At 66.1% G+C, this 21,771-nt stretch carries 16 protein-coding genes; 10 read left to right on the forward strand and 6 right to left on the reverse strand.

All coding sequences use genetic code 11. The features are described from left to right. Nucleotides 1–40: 40 nt before the first annotated feature. Nucleotides 41–1,207 carry an integrase core domain-containing protein gene (locus tag HAP48_RS31745; protein WP_224496526.1) on the reverse strand — a complete coding sequence of 389 codons (1,167 nt, stop codon included), beginning with the start codon at nt 1,205–1,207 and terminating at the stop codon, nt 41–43. Nucleotides 1,208–1,564: 357 nt separating this feature from the next. On the opposite strand from HAP48_RS31745, the gene HAP48_RS31750 reads away from it, so the two are divergent. The 10 genes from HAP48_RS31750 to HAP48_RS31795 all read left to right on the forward strand — a co-directional run bounded on the left by HAP48_RS31750 (nt 1,565) and on the right by HAP48_RS31795 (nt 15,608). Beyond that, complete coding sequence (locus tag HAP48_RS31750; protein WP_166203832.1) at nt 1,565–2,962, forward strand: serine/threonine-protein kinase; 1,398 nt, start codon at nt 1,565–1,567, stop codon at nt 2,960–2,962. Nucleotides 2,963–3,074: 112 nt separating this feature from the next. Beyond that, nucleotides 3,075–3,872 (forward strand): hypothetical protein, encoded by a 798-nt coding sequence (locus tag HAP48_RS31755; protein ID WP_166203833.1) that lies wholly within the window; start codon nt 3,075–3,077, stop codon nt 3,870–3,872. A gap of 454 nt (nt 3,873–4,326) precedes the next feature. Further along, on the forward strand, nt 4,327–5,433 hold the full coding sequence (gene ccmI, locus HAP48_RS31760) for a c-type cytochrome biogenesis protein CcmI (protein ID WP_166203834.1): 1,107 nt from the start codon (nt 4,327–4,329) through the stop codon (nt 5,431–5,433). Nucleotides 5,434–5,492: 59 nt separating this feature from the next. After that, entirely contained in the window at nt 5,493–5,990 is a 498-nt protein-coding gene (gene ccmE, locus HAP48_RS31765; protein ID WP_166203835.1) for a cytochrome c maturation protein CcmE, read from the forward strand. Then, nucleotides 5,987–7,972, forward strand: coding sequence for a heme lyase CcmF/NrfE family subunit (locus tag HAP48_RS31770; RefSeq protein WP_166203836.1), 1,986 nt, complete (start codon nt 5,987–5,989; stop codon nt 7,970–7,972). Before ccmE ends, HAP48_RS31770 begins: the two co-directional genes overlap by 4 nt. Further along, a complete protein-coding gene (locus HAP48_RS31775; protein WP_166203837.1) occupies nt 7,972–8,478 on the forward strand; it encodes a cytochrome c-type biogenesis protein in 507 nt (168 codons plus the stop codon). The genes HAP48_RS31770 and HAP48_RS31775 overlap by 1 nt, the downstream gene beginning before the upstream one ends. 172 nt (nt 8,479–8,650) lie before the next feature. Beyond that, nucleotides 8,651–10,240, forward strand: coding sequence for a Do family serine endopeptidase (locus HAP48_RS31780; protein WP_166203838.1), 1,590 nt, complete (start codon nt 8,651–8,653; stop codon nt 10,238–10,240). 266 nt (nt 10,241–10,506) lie between these two features. Next, nucleotides 10,507–11,187 (forward strand): response regulator transcription factor, encoded by a 681-nt coding sequence (locus HAP48_RS31785; RefSeq protein WP_166215344.1) that lies wholly within the window; start codon nt 10,507–10,509, stop codon nt 11,185–11,187. Nucleotides 11,188–11,190: 3 nt separating this feature from the next. After that, nucleotides 11,191–12,645, forward strand: coding sequence for a sensor histidine kinase (locus tag HAP48_RS31790; RefSeq protein WP_166203839.1), 1,455 nt, complete (start codon nt 11,191–11,193; stop codon nt 12,643–12,645). Beyond that, nucleotides 12,642–15,608, forward strand: coding sequence for a bifunctional [glutamine synthetase] adenylyltransferase/[glutamine synthetase]-adenylyl-L-tyrosine phosphorylase (locus HAP48_RS31795; RefSeq protein ID WP_166203840.1), 2,967 nt, complete (start codon nt 12,642–12,644; stop codon nt 15,606–15,608). The genes HAP48_RS31790 and HAP48_RS31795 overlap by 4 nt, the downstream gene beginning before the upstream one ends. 141 nt (nt 15,609–15,749) lie before the next feature. On the opposite strand, the gene HAP48_RS31800 is transcribed toward HAP48_RS31795, so the two are convergent. From HAP48_RS31800 to HAP48_RS31820, 5 genes are read right to left on the reverse strand one after another with little or no spacing between them, the layout of a single operon-like run. Then, nucleotides 15,750–15,971: a formate dehydrogenase subunit delta gene (locus HAP48_RS31800; RefSeq protein ID WP_166203841.1), complete on the reverse strand. Its 222-nt coding sequence runs from the start codon at nt 15,969–15,971 to the stop codon at nt 15,750–15,752. Continuing rightward, a complete protein-coding gene (fdhD, locus tag HAP48_RS31805) occupies nt 15,955–16,791 on the reverse strand; it encodes a formate dehydrogenase accessory sulfurtransferase FdhD (protein ID WP_166203842.1) in 837 nt (278 codons plus the stop codon). The genes HAP48_RS31800 and fdhD overlap by 17 nt, the downstream gene beginning before the upstream one ends. 2 nt (nt 16,792–16,793) lie before the next feature. After that, nucleotides 16,794–19,670: a formate dehydrogenase subunit alpha gene (gene fdhF, locus HAP48_RS31810; protein WP_166203843.1), complete on the reverse strand. Its 2,877-nt coding sequence runs from the start codon at nt 19,668–19,670 to the stop codon at nt 16,794–16,796. 13 nt (nt 19,671–19,683) lie between these two features. Beyond that, nucleotides 19,684–21,252: a formate dehydrogenase beta subunit gene (locus HAP48_RS31815; protein ID WP_166203844.1), complete on the reverse strand. Its 1,569-nt coding sequence runs from the start codon at nt 21,250–21,252 to the stop codon at nt 19,684–19,686. Further along, nucleotides 21,249–21,725, reverse strand: coding sequence for a formate dehydrogenase subunit gamma (locus HAP48_RS31820; protein WP_166203845.1), 477 nt, complete (start codon nt 21,723–21,725; stop codon nt 21,249–21,251). The genes HAP48_RS31815 and HAP48_RS31820 overlap by 4 nt, the downstream gene beginning before the upstream one ends. Nucleotides 21,726–21,771 lie beyond the last annotated feature (46 nt).

The following is a 21,771-nucleotide window of genomic DNA, read 5'->3' on the forward strand; positions in this document are numbered from 1 at the left end:
TCCCGACATTTTGGACCGGCATGATCCCCGACAGTTTGGGTTAAGCGGTCTGTTCGCCCGGTTCGCGCAGCCCCTCACGAGGCGGAGCGAACCGGGTGAACAGGCCGCGGCGGTCGATGAGACCGACGTCGAGGTCGCAGAAGCGGACGACGTGGTCACCGGTATCGAGTTCGGCGATGCCGACAAGTTCGTTCACCAGCGCCTGACCGATAAAGACGAACTTGCCTTTCCATTTAATCTCCCCATTGCCGCGAACACGGCGGGCCTGGTGATCGGCGTCATACCAGGGGTCTTGCTCGCGATCCGGCATGGTGCGTTGAGATGCTCGATAGGCGTCCTCCGGCGGCCGTTGGCCCAGCGCTTCGTGAGGACGTTCCTTATTGTAATGCTCTCGGAAGGCGTCAAAGCGGGCCTGTTGCTCGGACGCATTATCTGCCGGTGGGCTCGATGTTTGCGCCTTCAAGGTGCGATGCATGCGCTCATGGCGACCGTTCTCCTGCGGCGAGGCCGGACGGATGAAGTGCGGCGTAATGCCGAGCTTCAGCCACCAGACCGACAATGTGGTGAGACCGCCGGCGCCGCGCGAGCCGAACGGCGAACCATTGTCGCAGCGGATTGCCCGCGGCAGGCCATGCTCGCGGAAAGCCCTCTCGAAGCGGGGGCGGACGCCCTCGGTCGTCGGTGCGACGATCTGCAGTTCGATCAGGAAGCGACTGTGGCTGTCAGCCACCGTCAACGGATCAATCCGGCACTGGTCGCGGGTGCGGAACCAACCCTTGAAGTCCACGCTCCACTCGTCGTTCGGCTCCTGCACCGGCGTGCAGGGACGCCGCTGGTCGAGCGGACGGCGGCGGCGCTTCACCGGCGAGATCAGCCCCGCGCGCTTGAGAATGCTCCCAATCGTCGACGCCGCCGGCCAATCGATCTCCGGCGCCTGGCGGTCAAGCAGGGCGAGCAGCTTGCGCGGTCCCAGATAGGGAAAGCGCTGCCGAGCCGCGATCACCTTCTCTGCAATCGCCGCATCGGTCGTTTGTCGGCATTGCTGCGGCGCGTGCGAACGGTCCCTGAACCACTCCGGATCGCCGCTCTGCTTCCGCTGGCGCCATGCGTAAAACGTGTCGCGGCAGATACCGTGACGGCGGCACAACTCCGACACGCTCCAGTTCCCGCTCTCGTACTCCATAAGCATCCGGATACGCTCTTCCATCCGACTGGTCTCTCTGAACGGCATCGTCGGGCCCTCCCGCCGATGCTTCTAGAAACCTGTCGGCAATCATGCCGGTCTAAACTGTCGGGTATCTATCCGGTCTGTACCCGAGGAGAGAGCCCCCACCCGCCGCGCGCTGGGCGCGTCGGCCTCCCCCGCAAGCGGGAGAGGCGAGGCGAACTCGCGGACAATCTTCGCAGACATCATATGCGATTTGCCCTGCGGACGCGGCGCAGGCCTTTTGGGCGGCGCTGCCGTCATTATTCCTAAACGGCTTCTTAACGCGCCCACCTCTATCATCGCGGGCGGACGGGCTGCGGCGGTTTCGCCGGGCACCAAGCTTTCACGACCGGGCGCATGAGCCAGAAATCGACCGAGCGTCTGAGGGATTATCTCGCACAGCTTCCGCCGCAATCGCAGGCGCTGCTGATGCGCGAGCTGGAGCGCGCCGTCGAACGCGGTGACGACGTCACTGTTGCCAATCTGGTCCTGGAGCAGCTGCGCAAGATCGTGCGCGGGGCCGAGGAAGACGAGCAGATCGAGCCGCGCAGCGACGACCCGGCGCGGCTCCTGTTCCGGCCGCTCGAACCGTTCCTCGCCGAGACCAATTTCCCGACGCGACCGGGCCAGCTCCGGCGTGCCTCGCTGCTGCCGATCTGGCAGTGGCTGGCTCGTGAGGGCGCGCCCGAGGCGGCCCGCGAATTCGAGGCGGCGCTGGCCGCAGCCACGGAGAGCGGTCCGATGGAGATCTCCGCGCGCAGGTTCCAGCTGGCTGCCGCGGAAGCCATTCTGAAGATCGCAGCGCCGGCTCAGGGCGACGACCGCCAGCGCGCGCTGTCGCGCGTCGGTCCGCCCAGCGTCGTCGAGGATTTGCTGCCGATCGGCCTGGTGCTGCAGGCCCGCGAGGCGCTGGAAACCCTGGGAAGCCGGCTGCCGAGCCAGATCCGCGTGTTCGCCGATTCCCAGATCGCCTCGGCCACGGAGGCGCTCAAATTGCCGTCGCTGCAGACGCCGCAACTGTTGCCCTTCGCATTGTCGCTGATTGTACAGCGGCTCGCCGCGCCATGGCAGATCATCCGCCTCGCCATCAAGATGGCGGCCTCCGACGATGAGTTGCGGGTCGCGGCCACGCCCTACGGCATCGCCGTCACCATCGCGCTGCATGACCTGTCATTCGTCGCGGCTTGTCTGCGCACCGACATCAAGCGCGGGCATTTCGATTATGTCGGCGAGCAGCTCAAGACCCTGCATGACGGCGTCCGCGGCCTGCGCACCGAGCTCGATCTGCGCAACGATTCGACCTGGGGCCGCCAGCTCACCTCGGTCCGTGCCGATACCTCCAACGCGCTGCAATCGGAGATCGACAGCGTGCCGGGCCGGGTCCGCCGCATCCTGCGCCAGCGCGCCGACAAGGATATCGCGGCAGGCGCCAAGATCGACATGTCCGAGGTCGAGGACGCCGCCGCCCTGATCGATTTCGTCGCGGTCTGCCGCACCTATGCCAGCGAGCTCGCCATCAACGAGGTGACGCTGCGGACCTTCTCCGACCTGCAACATTATGTCGAGCAATCGACCGAGGGGCTGGTGCAGTCGCTGCGCGGCGGCGACGCCCGGGTCCGTGCCTTCCGGCAGCAGCAGGTCAAGGCCGCGATCCGCTTCTGCGAGGTGCTGTTCGGCCACGACTACGCCTCCCTGATGAACCGGGCGGCCGAAAACGCCGTCACCGGCGAGCGGAAGTCGTCCCGCGCGGGGTAGCGCGACCGCGCAATTCGCGGGCATTTTCGACGGCAAGAATTACGGTAACAATGCACTAAATCGCCAACGAGCTAAGTGCACTGTCACCGTAATCCCCATGAGACTTAACTGAATGGACGAGCACCCCATTTTTGATGTCTTGGCAAACTGGCCAGGCCGAGTGTCGACGCAGCTTGCGTTTGAAGCGCGCGGCTTCTTGATGCCGGCTGCGTGGCAGAACAGGATGATCGAGTTCTGCGGAGCGAGCCAAGCGGACTTGCTCAATCGCTATTGGGATGAGGTAGCGATGGAGACGATGCGAGCCGTTGGAAAGGTGAATTCGGACAACAGGACATTTCTCATTGAGCAGCGATATCGCTCGGCCTTTTTGGATGAGCTGTTCGCCCGCAAAGATTTTCCTCACCCGGATGTTCCGAATGGACCTCTTGTCAGATGCCTGCTCGAGCATTTCAGGAAGTACTGGCATGATCTGGAATTTAGAGAGAACGAATTAATCGCCATTAGGAGTTGGAGAAAGCGCGAAAGCGAGCGTTTAGAGATCCAGACGACAGGATGGACGGGAAAAAAGAGGGGGGTCATTCCTTTCGTCGACCATTTCTGCACCGCGCTCGCATTCAAGCGTCGCCGGAACCGTTGGCAAAAGAAGTTGGATTGTGGTCTTACCTTCGAGGTTGGACTGGATTTCGGGGGTGATCCCAAACGTGTAGGGGACCCGTTGGTATTCTGGATGTCCCACGAGAGCGATCCAGATTGTGCTTTTGAAATGAGAGGTAACAGTCCGTTTGATCGGCTTGTTTATGGGAGTCGATTATACTCGGGGGGCATGGATGCCAGCGACCATGTTCTTGGAATCCGAGCTTACATTGAACTGTTTGATGTTGTTGCTGCGTCATTTGAGACGATCCGATAACAAGCAAGCGTAGCTTGGGGGATTACGGTGACAGTGCATTTAATTGCAAAGTCGCGCCCTGAGCGTGCCGGACAATCTTATAGGTCAAGCAATTAAATGCACCGTCGTTCGCAAGCATTTTCGACGTCAAACCGACGAGCCCACGGCGGGACGACGAGTGTTTGCACAATTTCGGAATAATGGAAGTGTGGCGCTGAGTTGCCCGACATGTCAAGTCGTCATTTGGGTGCCGGCGGCCGCCGGCACCTTTGCATGGGGTTGTTTTCGATATTTTGGTCGCGCGCGCCTTCGCCCCGGAGACGCCGTTGCAATACCGCCGGAACGGCACCGGAAACCGCCTGATTTCGACTTTCCGCCGATCCAGCAATTGTCAATTGCCGGGCTTGGCGCCGGTAGTGTAAAGCGATTCTAAGGCGGCTTGCCGGAAGCCGCCGTTCCATCCGGGAACCGCTTGATGACGCTGTGGTTTGTGTTCGCGCTGATGACGGTCGCGGCGATCTTTGCCGTGCTTTGGCCGCTCAGCCGGCGCGGGCGGACGGATACCGGCGGCAGCGAGGTCGTGGTCTACCGGGACCAACTCGCCGAAATCGACCGCGACATGGCCGCCGGCATCATCGGCGCCGCCGAGGCCGATGCCGCGCGGATCGAGATCAGCCGCCGGCTGCTGGCCGCCGCCGACCAGAGCGGACGTGAAACCCCGGTGCAGGGCAGTCTCACGCTGCGGCGCGCCGCCGCGATCGTGGCCCTGGTCGGTTTGCCGGTCATTGCCTCCAGCTTCTATCTCGCGCTCGGCTCGCCGCGGCTTGGCGACTTCCCGCTCGCCGAACGCAGCCGGGTCGCCGACGCCAACCAGCCGCTCGCCAATCTGGTGGCGCAGGTCGAGGCCCATCTGGAGAAGAACCCGACCGACGGCCGCGGCTGGACGGTGCTGGCGCCGGTGCTGTCGCGCCTCGGCCGCTACGATGACGCCGTCCGCGCCTATCGCAATGCCATTACCTACGCCGGCGACAGCGCCGATCGCCGCGCCGATCTCGGCGAGGCAATGATCGGGACCGCCGGCGGCGTCGTCACCGCGGAAGCCAAGGCGGAGTTCGAGCGCGCGATCGCGCTGAATGGCGACGATGCCAAGGCCAACTACTTCCTCGGTCTCGCCGCCGAGCAGGACGGCCGCAAGGCTGATGCCGCGGCGCTCTGGCAGAAGATGCTGGCGAAGGCGCCGTCTGACGCGCCGTGGCGGCCGCTGGTGCAGGCCGCGCTGGTGCGCGTCGGCGGCGTCAGCGCACCCGCACTGCCCGACGGTGCGATGGCCGCGGCCAAGGATATGAGCGAGGCCGATCGCGGCACCATGATCCAGGGTATGGTCGATCGGCTGGCGACGCGGCTCAAGACGAATGGCGACGATGTCGAGGGCTGGCTGCGGCTGGTCCGCGCCTATCTCGTGATGGGGGAGCGCGACAAGGCGATGAGCGCGCTCGCGGATGCCCGTCAGGCGGTGGCCAATGATGCCGATCGGTTGCGTCAGCTCAATGAGGGGCTGAAGAATCTCGGGCTGGATGGATAGAGCATGACGCCGAAAAGTGCACAGCGGTTTTCGGAGAACGTCATGCGCAAGGATGGGCCATGACCAGGAAGCAACGGCGTTTGACATTGATCGGCTGCGCGCTCGTCGTGCTCGCGATCGCCGCAGGCCTGGTGCTGAACGCGCTGCGCGATTCCATCGTGTTCTTTTCGACGCCGTCGATGGTCGCCGAGAAGCATCTCGGGCCGGGCAAGCGTTTCCGCCTCGGCGGCCTGGTGGAGCAGGGCTCGCTCAAGCGCGGCGACAATCTCGCCGTGACCTTCACCGTTGCCGATGGCGGCGCGACGCTGCCGGTGGCCTATAAGGGCATCCTGCCGGATTTGTTCCGCGAAGGGCAGGGCGTGGTCGCGGAAGGCGCGCTCGATGCGGACGGCGTGTTCCGCGCCGACACCGTGCTTGCCAAGCATGACGAGACCTACATGCCGAAGGACGTCGCCGACGCGCTGAAGAAGCAGGGCCACTGGAAGGACGATTACGGGGCCAAGCCGAACAGCATGCCGAGCGCCTCCGCGGCGCCGAACCAGGGAGCCATGCGGTGATCGCCGAAAGCGGACATTACGCCCTCGTGCTCGCGCTGGGGCTGGCGCTGATCCAGTCCATCGTGCCGATCGTCGGCGCACGCTGGCGCGATGCGGCGTTGATGAACGTCGCGCGCTCGACCGCGCTCGCCCAGTTGCTGTTCGTCGCGGCGTCGTTCGCAGCGCTGGTGACGCTGCACGTCACCTCGGATTTCTCGGTCGCCAATGTCTACGAGAATTCGCATTCGCTGAAGCCGTTGCTCTACAAGATCACCGGTGTGTGGGGAAACCATGAAGGATCGATGCTGCTGTGGGTGTCGATCCTGGCGCTGTTCGGCGGTCTCGTCGCAGCCTTCGGCAACAATCTGCCGCTGTCGCTGCGGGCGCATGTGCTGGCGGTGCAGGCCTGGGTCGCCAGCGCCTTCTATCTGTTCATCCTGATCACCTCGAACCCGTTCCTGCGCATCGCCAATCCGCCGCTCGAGGGGCGCGACCTCAATCCCGTGCTGCAGGACATCGGCCTCGCGGTGCATCCGCCGATGCTCTATCTCGGCTATGTCGGCTTCTCGATCTCGTTTTCGTTCGCGGTGGCGGCGCTGCTGGAGGGGCGGATCGACGCCGCCTGGGCGCGCTGGGTGCGGCCGTGGACGCTGATGGCGTGGATCTTCCTGACCCTCGGCATCGCGATGGGCTCCTACTGGGCCTATTACGAACTCGGCTGGGGCGGCTGGTGGTTCTGGGATCCGGTCGAGAACGCCTCGCTGATGCCGTGGCTGGCCGGCACTGCGCTGTTGCATTCGGCGCTGGTGATGGAGAAGCGCAACGCGCTCAAGGTCTGGACCGTGCTGCTGTCGATCCTGACCTTCTCGCTGTCGCTGCTCGGCACCTTCCTGGTGCGCTCCGGCGTGCTGACCTCGGTTCACGCCTTCGCCACCGATCCGACGCGCGGCGTGTTCATCCTGCTGATCCTGTTCGTCTTCATCGGCGGCAGCCTGTCGCTGTACGCCTGGCGCGCGCCGGCGCTGAAGCAGGGCGGGCTGTTCGCGCCGATCTCGCGCGAAGGTGCGCTGGTGCTCAACAATCTGCTGCTCACCACCGCCTGCGCGACCGTGTTCATCGGGACGCTGTATCCGCTGGCGCTTGAAGTGCTGACCGGCGAGAAGATCTCGGTCGGCGCGCCGTTCTTCAACTTTACCTTCGCGCCGCTGTTCGTGCCGCTGCTGCTCGCGGTGCCGTTCGGGCCGCTGCTGGCCTGGAAGCGCGGCGACCTGCTCGGCGCGGCGCAGCGGCTGATGGTCGCTGGGATCGCCGCGCTGGTTGCGATCGCGCTGGTCTGGGCGTGGACCTATGGCGGTGCGACGCTGGCGCCGCTCGCGATCGGGCTTGCCATGTTCGTCATAATGGGCGCGCTGTGCGATCTCGCCGAACGCGTCGCGCTGTTCCGGATTCCGCTGTCGCTCTCGCTGCGCCGTGCGCGGGGCCTGCCGCGTGCGACCTGGGGGACGGCCTTCGCGCATGCCGGCCTTGGTGTCGCGCTGATCGGGATCGTCTGCGAGACCACCTGGAACAGCGAATATATCGGTTCGATGAAGCCGGACGACGTCGCCCGCGTCGCCGGCTACGAATTGCGGCTCGACGGCGTGAACGCACGGCAGGGGCCGAACTTCCGCGAGATGGTCGCGCAATTCACCGTGACGCGTGACGGCGACAAGGTCAGCGTGATGACCCCGTCGAAGCGCAACTTCACGACCCGCGGCGCCTCGACCACGGAGGCCGCGCTGCTGACCCGCGGCGCCAGCCAGCTCTACATCTCGCTCGGCGATACCTCGGCCGACGGCGCCATCGCGGTGCGGATCTATCACAAGCCGCTGGTGCTGATGATCTGGTGGGGACCGGTGCTGATGGCCTTTGGCGGCATGCTGTCGCTGTCCGACCGCCGCTTGCGGGTCGGTGCGCCGAAACCGGCCACCAAGGCGGCGCGCGCATTGCAGGCGGCCGAATGATGCGGCCGCGCAACCTTGCAGCCGCCGTGCTTGCGGCGACCCTGATGCTCGGCGCGATGCCCGCCCGGGCCGTGCTGCCCGACGAGATCATGGCGGATCCGGCCAAGGAGGCGAGGGCGCGCGAGCTCTCCAGGGAACTGCGTTGCATGGTCTGCCAGAACCAGTCGATCGACGATTCGGAGGCGCCGCTGGCGCGCGACCTCCGCCTCCTGGTGCGCGAACGCATCGCGGCCGGCGACAGCGACCGCCAGGTGATCGATTTCCTGGTCGCCCGTTACGGCGAATTCGTGCTGCTGAAGCCGCGCCTCAACGAGCATACGCTACTGCTGTGGCTGACCCCACCGCTGGCGCTGCTGCTGGGCGGTTTTGCGCTCTGGCGGCTCGGCCGGCGCAAAGCAAATCCGGCCGCCGGCGAGGGCGATTCCACCCCCGGATTGACCTCCGACGAGCAGGCCCGCCTGGAACGGCTCTTGGCGGCTGAATCCGGGCCGGACAGACCGGTTTAGTTCCCCGTTTTAAGCCCTTTATTTGCCTGCGCTATTCTGCCGCAGCAGCGGCCCGCTCAATTACAAAAGTTTAATTCCGCAGCCAGCGCGCCGTAAGGCTGATGACCCCATGTTCAGACACATCAGGTGCTTGCCCCCGCACCAATGATTCTGGCCCTGGAGATTTCAGCCAATGACCGAACGTCCCGACCTCTCGACCCTCCCGTCCTACAAGGCGCCGAAGCGCTCGCTGTTTTCTGCCCGCAAACTCGCGCTGATGGCGTCGGTCGTGGCCGGCCTCGGTGCCGCCACCTATGGCCTCAGCCCGTCGCACAATCCGGCCGACTTGTTCACGACGCCTGCGCACGCCCAGGTCAACAACGAGGTCCGCAAGGTCCAGCAGCCGGTCGGGTTTGCCGACATCGTCGAGCGCGTCAAGCCGTCGGTGATCTCGGTCAAGGTCAACATCAACGAGAAGGTCGCCAAGGACGACAGCAGCAACAATGACGACTCGCCGTTCCAGCCGGGTTCGCCGATGGAGCGCTTCTTCCGCCGCTTCGGCGGTCCGGATGGCTTGCCTCCGGGCCTGCGCGGTGGACCGCGCGGCGGCGGCCGGGCCGTGACCGGCCAGGGCTCCGGCTTCTTCATCTCGGCTGACGGCTTTGCCGTGACCAACAATCACGTCGTCGACGGCGCCGACAAGGTCGAAGTCACCACCGACGACGGCAAGACCTATTCCGCCAAGGTGATCGGCACCGATCCGCGCACCGACCTCGCGCTGATCAAGGTCGAGGGCGGCTCGAACTTCCAGTTTGCCAAGCTTTCCGACACCAAGCCGCGCATCGGCGATTGGGTGCTGGCGGTCGGCAATCCCTTCGGTCTCGGCGGCACCGTGACCGCGGGCATCGTCTCCGCCTCCGGCCGCGACATCGGCAATGGCCCGTATGACGATTTCATCCAGATCGATGCGCCCGTGAACAAGGGCAATTCGGGTGGCCCGGCGTTCGACGTGTCCGGTGAGGTGATGGGCGTCAACACGGCGATCTACTCGCCGTCCGGCGGCAGCGTCGGCATCGCGTTCTCGATCCCGGCCGCGACCGTGAAGAGCGTCGTCGCCCAGCTGAAGGACAAGGGCTCGGTCAGCCGTGGCTGGATCGGCGTCCAGATCCAGCCGGTGACCTCCGACATCGCCGACAGCCTCGGCATGAAGAAGGCCGAAGGCGCGCTGGTTGCCGAACCGCAGGCCAACGGCCCCGCGGCCAAGGCCGGCATCGAGTCCGGTGACGTCATCACCGCCGTGAATGGCGAGCCGGTGAAGGATGCGCGCGAACTCGCCCGCACCATCGGCGGTCTCGCGCCAGGCAATGCCGTGAAGCTGAACGTGCTGCACAAGGGCCAGGACAAGACCATCAACCTCACGCTCGGCCAGTTGCCGAACACCCTGGAAGCCAAGGCTGACACCGACAACAGCGACAAGGGCAACTCGTCCCGCGGCACCGACGTGCCGAAATTGGGCCTCACCGTGGCGCCTGCCAACAGCGTGGCCGGTGCCGGCAAGGAAGGCGTGGTCGTGACCGAAGTCGATCCCAAGAGTGCCGCCGCCGAGCGGGGCTTCAAGGAAGGCGACGTGATCCTCGAGGTCGCCGGCAAGTCGGTCGGCACCGCCGGCGAGGTGCGTGATGCGATCACCGCGGCGCGCAGTGACAGCAAGAACAGCGTTCTCATGCGCGTGAAGAGCGGCGGTTCGTCGCGCTTTGTGGCAGTGCCGCTGGCCAAGGGATAACTATCTATGAGTTGGAAAGTGTCGCCGGCATCAGTCGCCCCCGCCGACGGCGCTTTCCGGGGGGCGGGCCCCTTGCTCGCTCCCTATGTTGCCTTTCGATGGAATATGCCCCCCTCCGTCGGAAGGTCTCAGGGCGGTGAGGTCCCCCAGCTTCACCGCCCACTTTTCTCTAACAATTCGAGATTATGCGCGGTCGTCTTGCATGTGCAGGCCGGCCGCGCCATGCTGACAGAGGGCCAATTCCCGTGACTGCAACCGCTCCGCAAATGCGCATCCTGATCATCGAAGACGACCGCGAGTCAGCCGACTATCTGGTCAAGGCATTCCGCGAAGTCGGCTATATCGCCGATCTCGCCGCCGACGGCGAGGAAGGGCTGTCGATGGCCGACACCGGTGATTACGACGTGCTGGTTGTGGACCGCATGCTGCCGAAGCGGGACGGCCTCTCGCTGATCGGCATTCTGCGCGACAAGGGTAACCGGACCCCGGTCCTGATCCTCTCGGCGCTCGGCCAGGTCGATGACCGCATCAAGGGCCTGCGCGCCGGCGGCGACGACTATCTGCCAAAGCCCTATTCCTTCGCCGAGCTGCTGGCGCGCGTCGAGGTGCTGTCGCGGCGCAATGTCGGGCCGGCCGAGGAGACCACCTATAAGGTCGGCGATCTCGAGCTCGATCGGCTGTCGCATCGCGTCGCCCGCGGCAAGGATGAGCTGACCTTGCAGCCGCGCGAATTCCGCCTGCTCGAATATCTGATGAAGCACGCAGGGCAGGTGGTGACGCGCACGATGCTGCTTGAGAACGTCTGGGATTATCATTTCGATCCGCAGACCAACGTCATCGACGTGCACATTTCGCGGCTGCGCTCCAAGATCGACAAGGGCTTTGAGCGGCCGCTGCTGCACACGATCCGCGGCGCGGGGTATATGATCCGTGACGGCATCAGGTAGATCGTGACCGCCTTCGGCAAACTGATCCGGACCACGGCGTTTCGGCTGACGCTGGTCTATTTGTTCCTGTTCGCGCTGTTTGCCGCCTCGCTGCTGGCGTATTTCGCCTGGAACACGCGGCGGCTGATCACCGAGCAGATCACGACGACCGTCAACGTCGAGATCGGCGAGATCACTGCCATCTATAACCGTCGCGGCCTGCACGGCCTGCTGACCACCATGGGCAACCGCGCGCTGCGGCCGGGCGCCAATCTCTATCTCTTGACGGCGCCGAACGGGCAGGCGCTGGCCGGCAATGTCGGCTCGCTGGCGCCGGGCGTAATGAGCCTCCAGGGCTGGAGCGAGACCGCCTATCGCCGGTTCGACGACCAGGACAACACCGATCACCGCGCGCTGGTGCGGGTCACCGAGATGGACAACGGCTTTCGCCTCCTGGTCGGGCGCGACCTCGAGGAGCGGCGGCGGATGTTCGGCATCGTCGCCAAGGCCGCGCAATGGTCGATCCTCGTCGTTGTCGTGCTCGGTATCGGCGGCGGCATCTTCGTCGCCCGCCGCGTGCTGCGCCGGATCGACGCCATGACCGGCACCACCAAACGCATCATGGCGGGCGATCTGTCCGGCCGGCTGCCGGTCGGCCGCAGCGGCGACGAGCTCGACCGCCTCGCGGAAAATCTCAACGCCATGCTCGAGCGCATCGAGGCGCTGATGACGGGGCTGAAGGAGGTCTCCGACAACATCGCCCACGACCTCAAGACGCCGCTGACACGGCTGCGCAACCGCGCCGAGGAGGCGCTGGCGCGGTCGGGGAGCGAGGCCGACTATCGCGCGGCGCTGGAACGGACCATCGAGGAGTCCGACGGGCTGATCCGTACCTTCAACGCCCTGTTGATGATCGCGCGTGCCGAGTCCGGCCAGGCGCGCGGCAACATGGACGATTTCGACGGCGCCGACGTCGCCAACGGCATCCACGAATTGTACGAGCCGCTGGCCGAGGACGACGGCATGACGCTGCAGGTCAAGACCATGCCGGCGCCAATTCACGGCAACCGCGAATTGATCAGCCAGGCGGTGGCCAATCTGGTCGAGAACGCCATCAAATATGGCAAGCCGGACGCGGGTGTTGAGCCGCTGAAGGCGGATGCGCGGGAGATCCTGATCGAGGCGCGGCGCGCGGGCGATCAGGTCCTGCTCAGCGTCACCGACCACGGTCCGGGCATCCCCGAGGGCGACCGCAAGCATGCGGTGGAGCGCTTCGTCCGGCTTGAGGCGAGCCGCACCCTGCCTGGTTCCGGGCTCGGCCTCAGCCTGGCCTCGGCGGTTGCCACGCTCCACGGCGGCGAGCTGCGGCTCGGTGACGCCCATCCGGGGCTGGTGGCGACCCTGGTGCTGCCGGCGCGGGCGGGCGGCAGTGACAGGCTTGCGGCTCAAACGCAGGATGTGCCACAGAAGGCGGCATGAATGCCGCCGCGCCGGGAAACGCGGATCGACATCGTCTGGCCGCGCGGTTCGCGGCCGGACCACATGTCGCCGTTTCCGTATCCGCCGATCAGCGTCTGACCGACTGGTTCGCCGAGCTCGAGCCGGCGCAATCGGCCGCGCTCGCGGCGCTGCTGGAGCATCCGTTCGCGCGGGACATCCTGCGCGGCATCGCCGAGTTCTCGCCATATCTGTTCGAGCTCGCGCGCACTGACGCCGCGCGGCTGATCCGGATCCTGTCATGCAACCCGGAGTCGCATCTTGCCGACCTGATCGAGACCAATTCGCGCGAGGTGCTCGCCGCCGGCAGCGAGGCCGACGTGATGCATCTGCTTCGCCGTATGAAGGCGGAGGCCGCGCTGATGATCGCGCTGTGCGACATCGGCGGCGTCTGGCCGGTGATGCGGGTGACCGCGGCGCTGACCGACATCGCGGTGACTTCAGTGCAGTCGGCGCTGCGATATTTGTTCCGGCAGGAAATCGCCCGCGGCCGGATGACCGCCGTCGATCCCGAGCATCCTGAAGTAGGTTCAGGCCTGATCGTGCTCGCGATGGGCAAGATGGGCGCGGGCGAACTGAATTATTCCAGCGATATCGACCTGATCGTGTTCTTCGATCGCGCGGCCGCCACCTCGCTTGCCGAGGATATCGAGCCGCAGCCGTTCTATGTGCGCGTCACCCAGGCGATGGCGCGGATGCTGCAGCAGCGCTCGGGCGAGGGCTACGTCTTCCGGGTCGATCTCCGGCTGCGCCCGGACCCGGCTTCGACCCAGGTCGCGATCTCGACCGACGCAGCGCTGCATTATTACGAGCGCGAGGGACGCACCTGGGAGCGCGCCGCGATGATCAAGGCGCGGCCCTGCGCCGGCGACCCCAAGGCCGGCGATGCGTTGATCGCCGAGCTGGCGCCCTTCGTCTGGCGCAAGCATCTGGATTTTGCCGCGCTGACCGACGTCCACGACATGAAGCGGCAGATGCAGACCTATCGCGGCCAGAGCGAGATCTCGGTCGAGGGCCACAACGTCAAGGTCGGCCGCGGCGGCATCCGCGAGATCGAGTTCTTCGCCCAGACTCAGCAGCTGATCGCCGGCGGCCGCCATCCGGATCTGCGGGTGCGGCCGACTCTGGAGGCGCTCAATGTGCTCGCCGACAGCAACTGGATCACCTTCGAGGCGCGCGACGAGCTGACGACGGCCTACGAATTCCTGCGCCGGGTCGAGCACCGGCTGCAGATGATCGCCGACGAGCAGACCCACTCGCTGCCCGAGGAGCCGGAAGCCGTCGAGCGCTTCGCGCATTTCTTCGGTTACGAGAATCGCGAGGCTTTTGCCAAGGACCTGCTCGGCCAGCTCAAGATCGTGCAGAACCACTACGGCAAGCTGTTCGAGGGTGACGATCCGACCGGCACAGCGAAGCTGCCGGATATCGACTACGGTGCTGGCCCCGAAGACGCCCGCCTGATCGAACATCTGGCCCATCTCGGGTTCAAGAAGCCCATCGCGGTCGCCGGCACCGTGCAGCAGTGGATCGCCGGCGACTATCGCGCGTTGCGCGTGGAGGCGACGCGCGCGGCGTTCCTCGAGTTCATTCCGGACCTGATCAACGGTCTCGCCGATGCCGAGGAGCCGGACGATGCCGTGGCGGCGTTCGACCGCTTCCTCGGCGCGCTGCAGCGGGGCGGGCGGCTGATCTCGCTGCTCAGCCAGAACCGCGACTTCGTTGCGCTGGTGGCGCTGATCCTTGGTGCTGCGCCGCGGCTCGGCGACATGCTGGCGCGGCAGCCGCAGATCATGGACGGCCTGGTCGATCCGCGCTTCTTCGGCGCGATGCCGGACAAGAAGGAGTTGTCGGAGCGGCTTGCCGCCACGCTGCAGGATGCGTCGTCCTACGAGGATTTCCTCGACCGCCTCCGCCTGTTCGGCCAGGAGAGCCTGTTCCTGATCGGCACGCGGATCCTGTCAGGCACGGTGTCTGCGCAGCACGCCAGCACGGCTTTCGCCGACGTCGCCGAGGGCATCGTGCACACCGTGCACGGCCTCGTCACCGACCAGTTCGCCGCGCAATATGGCCGGATCAAGCGGCAGGAAACCGCGATCATCGCGATGGGCCGGCTCGGCAGCCGCGAGATGACGGCGTCCTCCGACCTCGACTTGATCCTGCTCTACGATTTCGACAGCGAGGCGCCGGATTCCGACGGCGAGCGCTCGCTGCACGGCGCGCAGTATTTTGCCCGCTTCACCCAGCGCCTGATCAGCGCCTTCACGACCCGCACCAATTACGGCGTGCTCTACGAGGTCGACATGCGGCTGCGCCCGTCCGGCCGCGCCGGCCCGGTCGCCTCGCGGATCGATGCCTTCGCCGACTACCAGGAGCGCGAGGCCTGGACCTGGGAGCACATGGCGCTGACGCGCGCACGCGTGATCTCGTCGTCGCCTGCATTCCGCGAGCAGATCGAGGCGATCATTCGCCGCGTGCTGACCCGGCCGCGCGATGCGGCATCGACTGCGGCCGACGTCGCCGACATGCGGCGGGCGATCGCGCTGGAGAAGGGCGAGGACGATGTCTGGGATCTCAAGCTCGCCGCCGGCGGGCTCGTCGACATCGATTTCATCGCGCAATATCTCCAGCTCGCGCATGCCTCGGTGAAGCCGGAAATCCTCAGCGTCTCGACGCTGCAGGTGCTCGAGCATGCCGCCAGGCTCGGCCTGCTCGGCCAGTCCGAGGCCGAGATATTGCGCTCGGCGGCGCGGCTCTATCACGATCTGACGCAGATCCTGCGACTTTGCGTCACCGGCAAGTTCAATCCGGAGACCGCGGGCGAGGACCTGCGGCGCGTGATGGCGCGGGCCGGCGACGCGCCGGATTTCTCCGCGCTGGAAGCGCGCCTGCGCGAGACCCAAAGCGAGGTGCGCCGCGTCTTCAACGCGATGGTGGGTGGCGGCTAACTCTCGACCCGTCATCCTGAGGAGCCGCGTAGCGGCGTCTCGAAGGATGCACGGCCACAGTCGGGCCGTCGACCCTTCGAGACGGCCGCGTTGCGGCCTCCTCAGGGTGACGGTGAGGGAGCTAAGCCGCTTCCAATACCGCTACGCCTGCTGCTTCAGCTTCTGCAGCGCGTCGAGCACGTCAGGCTCGAGGCCGGCGCCGCCGGCGTCGAGATGGGCGAAGATCTGCTTGCGCATCCGCGGGTCCCAGAACTTCCAGATGTGCTCGGAGATGCCCTGTACGGCGCGGTCGTGGCCCTGGCTGTGGAAGAACTTCCCGATCTGGTTCGCCATGTAGATCAGTTTTTCAGGCGACGACGACATAAGCGGACTCCTTGCCGGCCACCGCGCCAGTGACGCGTTCCGGATGCGTAAAGATTTCAAATCCATCCGCACGCGCGATCGCGGCGAGCGTGATGCCGGCGGCGTCCGCCATCCGCACCGCAAGCGCGGTCGGGGCCGATACCGCTGCGATCAGCGGCGCACCGATTGCAGCGGTCTTCTGCACCATTTCGACCGAGACACGGCTGGTCAGCAGCACCATGCCATCGCCGGCGACGACCTTGTCGCGGGCCAGCGCACCTGCGAGCTTGTCGAGCGCATTGTGACGGCCGACATCCTCGCGCAGCCCGACGATGCCGCGCGCCGCGGTCCAGAACGCGGCGGCGTGTACGGCGCGGGTCTGGTGATTGATCTCCTGCAGCGGCGCGACCGCCGCCACCGCGGTCATGATCTCGCGCGGCGAGAAGACACGGCCTGCGGGGACGACTGCCGCCGGCCGAACGGCCTCGGCGATGGAATCGATGCCGCAGAGGCCACAGCCGGTTGGGCCCGCGATATTTCTGCGGCGCTGGGCGATCTGCGCGGCCTTGTCAGGCCTGAGCCACATCCGGAGCTCGATGCCCTCATCGAGCTCGACGATGTCGAGCGTCTCGATCTCGTCGGCCGATTGCACGATGCCTTCGCTGAGGCTGAAGCCGACAGCGAAGTCGCCGAGGTCCTCGGGCGAGCCCATCATCACGGCGTAGGTGCCGCCATTATAGGTCAGCGCGAGCGGCGTCTCCTCCGGGATCAGGCGCGCGCCGTCGCTGAAGACGCCGTTGCGCCAGACCTTCCGGTTCGCCTGGTAGACGGGCTCGCGCATCGCTACTCCGCGGCTTCCACCACCGGCGCGATGCGGCGGGAGTGGCGTGCCTGTTCGTCATAGGCCTTCTGCCAGTCGGACGGACCGTTCGACGGCGAGATCTGCACGGCAGTGACCTTGTACTCCGGACAGTTGGTTGCCCAGTCGGAGAAGTCGGTCGTGATGACGTTGGCCTGGGTGTCCGGGTGGTGGAACGTGGTGTAGACCACGCCCGGCGCCACGCGGTCGGTGATCTCGGCGCGCAGCGTCGTTTCGCCGGCGCGGCTCGCCAGCCGCACCCAGTCGCCGTCGCGCACGCCGCGCAGCTCGGCATCGTGCGGATGGATCTCGAGGCGGTCCTCGGCGTGCCAGACCACGTTCTCGGTGCGCCGGGTCTGCGCGCCGACATTGTACTGGCTGAGGATGCGGCCGGTGGTCAGCAGCAGCGGGTAGCGGGGGCCGGTGCGTTCGTCGGTCGCGACATATTCGGTGACGATGAACTTGCCCTTGCCGCGCACGAAGCCGCCGATATGCATGATCGGCGTGCCCTCAGGCGCCTTCTCGTTGCAGGGCCACTGCACCGAGCCGAGCTCGTCGAGCTTGGCGTAGGAGACGCCGGTGAAGGTCGGCGTCAGCGCCGCGATCTCGTCCATGATCTCCGACGGATGGTTGTAGTGCATCTCGAAACCCATCGCCTTGGCGAGCAGGATCGTCACTTCCCAGTCGGCATAGCCGTTGCGCGGCGTCACCACCTTGCGGACCCGCTGGATGCGGCGCTCGGCATTGGTGAAGGTACCGTCCTTTTCCAGGAAGGTTGAGCCGGGCAGGAAGACGTGGGCGTAGTTCGCGGTCTCGTTCAGGAACAGATCATGGACGATCACGCATTCCATCGCCGACAGCGCCGCCACCACATGCTTGGTGTTCGGATCCGATTGCAGGATGTCCTCCCCCTGCACATAGAGGCCCATGAAGCTGCCTTCGATCGCCGCGTCGAACATGTTGGGGATGCGCAGGCCCGGCTCCTTGTTGAGCTTGACGTTCCACATCGCCTCGAACTGCTCGCGCACGGCATCGCCCGAGATGTGGCGATAGCCCGGCAGCTCGTGCGGGAACGAGCCCATGTCGCAGGAGCCCTGCACGTTATTCTGGCCGCGCAGCGGGTTCACGCCGACGCCGGGCCGGCCGATATTGCCGGTGACCATCGCGAGGTTGGCGATCGCGATCACCGTGGTCGAGCCCTGGCTGTGCTCGGTGACGCCGAGCCCGTAATAGATTGCGCCGTTGCCGCCGGTGGCGTAGATCCGCGCCGCCTCGCGCAGATCCTTGGGATCGACGCCGGTCATGATCGCGGTCGCTTCGGGGCTGTATTTCTCCTGGGCAACGAAGGCCGCCCATTCCTCGAACTCGCTCCAGTCGCAGCGCTCGCGCACGAAGCTCTCGTTGACGAGCCCTTCGGTGACGATGACGTGGGCGAGCGCCGTGACCACCGCGACGTTGGTGCCGGGCATCAGCGGCAGATGCAGCGCCTTCACGTGCGGCGATTCCACCATCTCGGTGCGGCGCGGATCGAGCACGATCAGCTTGGCGCCCTGGCGCAGCCGCTTCTTCAGCCGCGAGGCGAACACCGGGTGGGCGGAGGCCGGGTTGGCGCCGATGATCATCACGACGTCGGTGTCCTCCACCGAGTCGAAATCCTGCGTGCCGGCCGAGGTGCCGAAGGTTTGCGACAGGCCGTAGCCGGTCGGCGAATGGCAGACGCGGGCGCAGGTGTCGACATTGTTGTTGCCGAAGCCGCCGCGGATCAGCTTCTGCACCAGATAGGTCTCTTCATTGGTGCAGCGTGACGAGGTGATGCCGCCGACCGAGTCGCGGCCGTATTTCTGCTGGATGCCCTTGAACTTCGCGGCGGCGAAGTTGAACGCCTCGTCCCACGACACTTCCTGCCAGGGATCCTCGATCCGTTCGCGGATCATCGGCTTCAGGATGCGCTCCTTATGGGTGGTGTAGCCCCAGGCGAAGCGGCCCTTGACGCAGGAATGGCCACGGTTGGCCTTGCCGTCCTTCCACGGCACCATGCGCACCACTTCCTCGCCGCGCATCTCGGCCTTGAAAGCGCAGCCGACGCCGCAATAGGCGCAGGTGGTGACCACCGAGTGTTCGGGCTGGCCGATCTCGATCACCGACTTCTCGGTCAGCGTCGCGGTCGGGCAGGCCTGCACGCAGGCGCCGCAGGACACGCATTCGGAGCCGAGGAAGCTCTCGCTCATGCCGGGCGAGACGCGGCTGTCGAAGCCGCGGCCGGAGATCGTCAGCGCGAAGGTGCCCTGCACCTCTTCGCAGGCGCGGACGCAGCGCGAGCAGACGATGCACTTGGAGGGATCGTAGGTGAAGTACGGATTGGATTCGTCCTTCGGCATCCAGTTGTCGTTTTCGCAGCCGTGCGACTTGGCGAAGACGTGGTTCTCACCCTCATAGCCGTAGCGCACGTCGCGCAGGCCGACCGCGCCCGCCATGTCCTGCAATTCGCAGTCGCCGTTCGCGGCGCAGGTCAGGCAGTCCAGCGGATGGTCGGAGATGTAGAGCTCCATCACGCCCTTGCGCAGCTTCTTCAGCCGCTCGGTCTGGGTGTGCACGACGAGGCCGTTCATCGCGGGCGTGGTGCAGGAGGCCGGCGTGCCGGCGCGTCCTTCGATCTCGATCAGGCAGAGCCGGCAGGAGCCGAACGCGTCCACCATGTCGGTCGCGCAGAGCTTTGGAATCTGGGTGCCGGCTTCCATCGCCGCGCGCATGATCGAGGTGCCCTCAGGCACCGTGACCTGATTGCCGTCGATGGTCAGCGTGACCATCGTCTCGGATTTGGATTTTGGCGTACCGAAATCGGTTTCCTGGATCAGCGACATCGTGATCTCCTTGCTATTCCGCGGCCTGCAGCCGGGCCGGTGCGGGACCTAAATCTCCGCCAAAATTTTCCCGGAAGTGTTTCAATGCGCTCAGCACGGGGTAGGGCGTGAAGCCGCCGAGTGCGCAGAGCGAGCCGAATTTCATGGTGTTGCAGAGGTCTTCGACCACCGCGAGGTTCTCTGCGACGCGGTCGCCGTTGATGATCTTGTTGATGGTCTCGACGCCGCGCGTCGAGCCGATCCGGCACGGCGTGCACTTGCCGCAGGATTCGACCGCGCAAAATTCCATGGCGAAGCGCGCCTGCTTCGCCATGTCGACACTGTCGTCGAACACCACGATGCCGCCATGGCCGATCAGGCCGTCGCGCGCCGCAAATGCCTCATAGTCGAACGGCGTGTCGAACAGCGCGCGGGGGAAGTAGGCGCCGAGCGGACCGCCGACCTGCACCGCGCGCACCTCGCGTCCGGTGAATGTGCCGCCGCCGATCTCGTCGACGAGCTCGCCGAGCGTGACGCCGAACGCGGTCTCGAACAGCCCGCCATATCTGATGTTGCCGGCGAGCTGGATCGGCATCGTGCCGCGCGAGCGGCCCATGCCGAAATCGGCGTAAGCCTTGGCGCCGTTGTCGAGGATGAAGGGGATCGCCGCGAACGACAGCACGTTGTTGATCACGCTCGGGCGGCCGAACAGGCCCTTGTGCGCGGGCAGCGGCGGCTTCGCCCGCACGATGCCGCGGCGGCCCTCGAGGCTTTCCAGGAGCGAGGTCTCCTCGCCACAGACATAGGCGCCTGCGCCGACCCGCACCTCGAGATCGAACTCATGCGCCGAGCCGCCGATTCGCTTGCCGAGCAAGCCGGCGCGCCGGGCGGCTGCGATCGCCGCGTTCATCGCCGCGACCGCATGCGGATATTCCGAGCGGATGTAGATGTAGCCCTTGGTGGCGCCGACCGTTATGCCCGCGATCGTCATGCCCTCGATCACGACGAAGGGGTCGCCTTCCATGATCATGCGGTCGGCGAAGGTGCCGCTGTCGCCTTCGTCGGCGTTGCAGACGATGTATTTGCGGTCGGCGCTGGCCTGCGCCACCGTCTTCCATTTGATGCCGGTGGGGAAGCCGGCGCCGCCGCGGCCGCGCAAGCCTGAGGTGGTGACGTCGGCCAGGATCTGGTCGGAGGTCAGCGTCAGCGCCCGCTCCAGGCCCTTGTAGCCGCCATGGGCGCGGTAGTCGTCGACCGAGCGCGGATCGACCACGCCGCAGCGCACGAAGGTCAGGCGGGTCTGGCGCTTCAGCCAGGGGATCTCGTCTGTGACACCGAGCCGCAGGGCATGCTGGCCGTTGCCGGCCATCGCATCGAGCAGGGCAGGGACGTCAGACGTGGTCACGGGGCCGAACGCGACGCGGCCCTGGGCGGTCGCAAGCTCGACCATCGGCTCCAGCCAGCACAGCCCGCGCGAGCCGGTCCTGACGATCTCGACCGCGGCGCCACGCGCGGTGGCAGCCTGCTCGAAGGCGAGCGCGACATCGTCGGCGCCGACGGCGACGGCCGCTGCATCGCGGGGGATGTAGATCCGCATCGTCATCGCTGTGCCTCCGCGACCAGCGCGTCGATTCGTGCCTCATCGAGCCGGCCGACCACGCGGCCATCCAGCATCGCCGACGGCGCGGTGGCGCACAGCCCGAGGCAGTAGATCGGCTCCAGCGTCACGCGTTCATCGGCCGTGGTATGTCCCAGCGAAACGCCGAGCTTGGCCTCCGCACGCGCCGCCAACGCATCGCCGCCGGCAGCCTGGCAGGCCTCGGCGCGGCACAGCTTGAGGACGTGGCGTCCGGCCGGTTGCTTGCGGAAGTCGTGGTAGAAGGTGAACACGCCGTGCACCTCGGCGCGGGACAGGTTGAGCGCCTCGGCGACCATCGGGATCGCCGGCTCCGGCACGTAGCCGAACGCCTCCTGCAGCGCATGCAGGATCACCAGCGTGGCGCCTTCAAGCCCGGCATGTTCGGCGATGATGTCAGCGCCGCGCGCCGCGTCCCAGGGTTCGTATCGCACCGTCATTCGCGCATCTCACGATCCAGTTTTTTGCTTTGCACATCTGCATTGG

Origin of the sequence: Bradyrhizobium septentrionale, assembly GCF_011516645.4 — a bacterium.
GTDB lineage: Bacteria > Pseudomonadota > Alphaproteobacteria > Rhizobiales > Xanthobacteraceae > Bradyrhizobium > Bradyrhizobium septentrionale.